Below are 4,334 nucleotides of genomic sequence, written 5' to 3'. Positions count from 1 at the left end.
TGCTCCACAGCCGCCGCGCCACCAGCTCGGCGTCCCGGATGGGGCCCACCCGGAAGGCGAGGTCGAACCCCTCTTCCACCAGGTCCACCACGGAGTTGGTGAGCGTCAGCTCCACATCCACTCGCGGATGCTGCGCCGCGAAGGAGAACAGCAAGGGGGCGATGCGCTGGGCTCCAGAAGTCACGGGCGCCGTAATCCGCAGCTTGCCGGTGGGTTCCTCCTCCCGGTCCACGGACTGGTCGAGCACCTCGCCAAGCTGGTCCAGGAGCGGCCCTGCTCGCTCCAGCAGCCGAGTCCCTTCCAGCGTCAACCCCACGCGCCGCGAGGTGCGTTGGAGGAGCCGAGTCCCCAGCGTCTCTTCCAGGAGCGCTATCCGGCGGCTGACCGTGCTGGTGGGAATCCCCAGGCGCTTCGCGGCCTCCACGAAGCTCAGCTGCCGAGCCACGGCCACGAAGAGGCTCAGGTTCTCGCTGACCATCATTCCATTCATGAGATGGAGCCTTTCATATCATCCCATGGTTGCAACCCTGGCCAGGCGGTAGTCATGGGTCATGACCCTTGAACAACAACATGTCGTGGTGGTGGGCGGCTCCTCTGGCATCGGATTCGGAGTGGCCAGGGCCGCGCTGGAGCAAGGCGCCTCCGTGACGCTCGTGAGCCGCTCCCCCGAGAAGCTGGCTCGAGCCGCTGCCCTGCTCGAAAACCCAGGCCGCGTGAGGACATACCCGGCGGATGCCACGAGAGAGGACGCGGTGCGCCAGCTCTTCGAGGCGCTTCCTCCCGTGAACCACGTGGTTGTCACGGCGGTGGAGGCCGGCTACCTCGGCATCCGTGAGATGGATTTCGCCGCCGCGCGCCGCATCTTCGACTCCAAGCTCATGGCGGCGTTCCATGTGGCCAGGCATGCCCGGCTTCAGCCCGGCGGTTCACTCGTCTTCACCACGGGAATCGCCTCGGTCCGCCCCATGCAAAACGGTTCGGTCATCGCGGCGGTGAACGGTGCCATCGAGTCCGCGGTGCGCGCCTGGGCCTTGGAGCTCGCGCCGGTGCGCGTGAATGCCCTGTCACCGGGTTGGATTGACACGCCCGTCTGGGATGCCATCGCGGGTGACTCCAAGGGCCAGGTCTTCGAGCAGCACGCGCGTCGACTCCCCGTGGGACGCATGGGCACGACCACCGACCTGGGCCACGCCGCGCTGTTCCTCATGAGCAATGGGTTCACCACCGGCGAGGTGCTGCGCGTGGATGGTGGCCATCCCCTGGTCTGAGCACGGGCAGCCCGCACTCTCGCGGAACGGATGGGCTTGCGGCCCACGACGAGGGCCCGGCGTGCTCGGAGGCCGGGCCTATGGCCGCGTGACGTATACGAGGCTCGTCATCGCGTCCACGTACAGCGTCGTATCGTCGGCGTACAGCGGCAGCAGGGGGGTGACCGACACCTGGTTCAGCTTCGTCTTGCGGAGCTGCTGCGTGGCCGGGTCCTTGAACACGGCGAACGGGACATCCTGGATGACGTAGGGCTCGCCATTCACGTGGCCGATGAGCATCAGCACATGGCCGGGAACGACGATGAGGTCCCCCACCTGCGCCTGGGCCAGCGCGCGCAGCCGCTCGGCGTGCGAGTCCTTCGCCGTGAAGAGGCGGTGGTTCAGCGCCGCGCTCTTCCCTTGCATTCCGGAGTTGGGCGGCAGGAACAGCCCCAGGCTCCGGTACACTTCGCTGGTCAGGCCGCTGCAGTCGCGCGCATTGAACTGATGCCCCCAGCCGTAGCGCTCGCCGAGGAACTTGAACGCCTGGCGGAGGATGTTGGCACGTGTCAGCGGCAGATAGCCCGGCGCGGTGTCGGCGGTACGGCGCAGCAGCGCGCTCTGGAAGGCCAGGGTGCCGTCCTGTTTGCGCACCGGCAGCAGCACTGGCCACGACGCATAGCTGCTGGCTCCGTTGACGGGCTCGCCGGGTGCCACATCGGCCCGCGGCGGCGCGACCCCCATGTCGAGCTCGAGCTCGGACACCGCGGGGGCTTCCGGTGTGAAGACCGTGCGCACCTGGTCGCCCGTGACGACACGTCCGGGCGCCTTCGCCACGTAGGAGAACACCGCGTCCGCCGTTCCCTCAGCGACATCTTCGCGGCGGACCCACGCGGGACCCTGGGTCGTCAGGACGAACAGCCATTGCTGGTCCGCGCTGGGGTGCGCGATGACGACCGGCTCGCCCGGGAACAGGTTACCGGCCTGCAGGCTTTCGTAGTCGCGCAGGTTCTCCGCCGCGAAGAAGCGCCGGTCGGAGGGCAGTGAGCGCAGTGGAGTGCGCCGCACGCTGAGGCCGTAGCGCGCGGTGGAGGTTTCGGGGAGGTGCTCGGTCGCGGCGTTCTGGCGCAGCTCTTCGAGCATCGCCTCCGTCACCGGCCGGCCCTGTTCGTCGATGGCTGCCTGGATGGGCGTCTGCCGCGCATCCTTGACCCAGCCGGCGACTTGAGCCCGCGTCAGCGTGGCCGGGATGCGCTTCAAGTCGACCAGGCCGCCATCCGGACCGAAGGCGCGCATGCGCTTCGCCGCCACCTGGTCGGCGTCGAGCAGCACTTCGTCGGGGGACGGCGCGCGGCGGATCCAGAACTCGGGCGACAACATGTCTTCACTGACCGCGGGAACCCCGGCTGGAGACACGGCGAGCGCGGAAGGCGCGGCGCAGGCGGCGAGGCTGGCGGTGGTCCCCATCACCACAAGCGAGATAATCCGCATGCGCCAGGTGTGTGCGCCCGCCCGGCACGTCGTCGCACGTGGCTGGGTGGAGAGGGAGGGGGAGGCCAGGCGGCTCATTCGTTCAACTCCCTGAGGGGAAGACGGCTCCATGTGGCCGGTTGCTCACCCTCAAGCACAACGAACTCTCAGCGCGAGCTATTTCTCATGCGCGCGGCGTTTCACTGGGAGGCACTCATGTGCGGCTCCTGGTGCGTTCGAATCGCCCCTCACCGCACGATGTGCCATCGCTCCAGAAGCTCCGTGAACGGCCGTCGAGACCGGATGCTCTCAACGCCTCAGTCTCCCTCGTAGCAGACGCCGATTTCACGCAGCTCGACCGTCGACCACTCGGCGGCGGGGCACTCGCTGGCGATGATGAGCGCCTCTGCCCGGGTAGGGCAGTCGAAGAGGACGTAGCCTCCGACAATCTCCTTGGATTCGGCGAACGGGCCATCGCGGAGGGTGCGCTGACCGTCTCGGACCTCGACCCTCACCCCTTCCGAAACGGACCGGAGCGAGTCGCTGGCCTTCCATATCCCGCGAGCCTTGAGGCCCTCGACGAAGCCCACCATCCGCTCCATCTCGCGATTCCCCTCCTCGGGCGTCCGGCTCCTCTTGCGCTTGCCGTCCTCTAGGACCAACAGCATGTACGCCATCACGTACTCCGTTCGTGGGTGACTCCAGAGCGTCCTCCATCCGCCCTTCGAGCAGAAGCGTTTCCTGCGCCTGCCCGGACCCCGTGGATAAGTGGGTGATGCGGCCAGTGGCACCAGGCAGCGTGGGGGCCAGGATGGCGCGGGGCATTTGAGCCACAGTGAGCGGTTCCTCGTTCTGTTGCTGATGTCGGGATGCTATCCGCAGCTTCGCAGCCGGTAGGTTTCGTCCCGACGTATCCAGAGAGTAGGAGACGCCATGTCCATGGAAGAGCCGAACGAAGAGGTTGTGAAGCTGATCGCGGACCGGCTGATGCGCGTGCCGGACGTCCTCCCTCCAGCGGGCCACGCGTATCACATCATCGAAGCGCGGACTGCCGCGGGTAAGAGCGCTGGTGGGCTGTGGATGCCTGGGGCAGAGGGTGGTGTCCCAGTCTTTCAGAGCCGAGAGCTGGCGACCGAGGCGCTTCAGTTCATCCCTCCGCCGCAGGTGCTCGGGTACGACGAGGCCGCCGTGGGCTGGGCGGTGCATGCTCTGTCCGCTGATGAGTTTCGCGCCTTGTTCATCAATCCCAGCCTGACGCTCTATGTTGTCCTCAAGGTGAGCGACTCCGGCATCGAGGCCCAACCGTTGTGAGCGCCGCGAAGAAGGACGCATCCAGCTCCGGCTGTTGGAGGGGAGTATCAGGGGTCAATCGGCGCCCGTAATGGTTCACGCGGCGCGGGCGTCCGCCGATACGCGCCGGGTCCCACGCCCCAGCGGCGCTTGAAGGCCTTGCTGAAGGCGGGCGCGCTTTCGTAGCCCGCGCGTTCGGCGATGGCCTCCAGGCTGTCGTCGGACTCATGCAGCCACCGCGCGGAGCGGGTCATCCGCCAGTTCGACAGGTAGTGCAGGGGCGTCTCCCCCACCAGCGAGTGGAAGCGCGCGGCGAACCCGGAGCGC

The 4,334-nt window shown here is 67.5% G+C and carries 6 protein-coding genes; 2 read left to right on the top strand and 4 right to left on the bottom strand.

The window, feature by feature from the left end; translation table 11 throughout:
* On the bottom strand, positions 1–490 hold a 490-nt coding region (locus ACN469_RS29145), incomplete at its 3' end, for a LysR family transcriptional regulator (protein ID WP_498773033.1).
* 61 nt (positions 491–551) lie between these two features.
* On the opposite strand from ACN469_RS29145, the gene ACN469_RS29140 reads away from it, so the two are divergent.
* Positions 552–1,268, top strand: a complete 717-nt coding sequence (locus ACN469_RS29140) for an SDR family oxidoreductase (RefSeq protein ID WP_498773031.1) — start codon at positions 552–554, stop codon at positions 1,266–1,268.
* Positions 1,269–1,346: 78 nt separating this feature from the next.
* Here the strand turns inward: ACN469_RS29140 and ACN469_RS29135 are convergent, their stop codons facing one another.
* On the bottom strand, positions 1,347–2,816 hold the full coding sequence (locus ACN469_RS29135) for an SH3 domain-containing protein (RefSeq protein ID WP_498773029.1): 1,470 nt from the start codon (positions 2,814–2,816) through the stop codon (positions 1,347–1,349).
* Positions 2,817–3,034: 218 nt separating this feature from the next.
* The gene (locus tag ACN469_RS29130; RefSeq protein ID WP_498773027.1) at positions 3,035–3,394 is read right to left on the bottom strand and encodes a YciI family protein; all 360 of its coding nucleotides are present in this window, start codon (positions 3,392–3,394) and stop codon (positions 3,035–3,037) included.
* A 256-nt stretch (positions 3,395–3,650) separates the two neighbouring features.
* On the opposite strand from ACN469_RS29130, the gene ACN469_RS29125 reads away from it, so the two are divergent.
* Positions 3,651–4,028 (top strand): hypothetical protein, encoded by a 378-nt coding sequence (locus ACN469_RS29125; protein WP_498773025.1) that lies wholly within the window; start codon positions 3,651–3,653, stop codon positions 4,026–4,028.
* 47 nt (positions 4,029–4,075) lie between these two features.
* Here the strand turns inward: ACN469_RS29125 and ACN469_RS29120 are convergent.
* Positions 4,076–4,334, bottom strand: a 259-nt coding sequence (locus tag ACN469_RS29120) for a helix-turn-helix transcriptional regulator (RefSeq protein ID WP_498773023.1), incomplete at its 5' end; no start/stop codon positions are given.

The sequence above is a fragment of the Corallococcus terminator genome (assembly GCF_049194865.1).
In the GTDB taxonomy this organism is placed as follows: Bacteria; Myxococcota; Myxococcia; order Myxococcales; family Myxococcaceae; genus Myxococcus; species Myxococcus terminator_A.
Note: the sequence above shows the minus strand (reverse complement) of the source record. Positions and strands in the feature narration are given on the sequence as shown.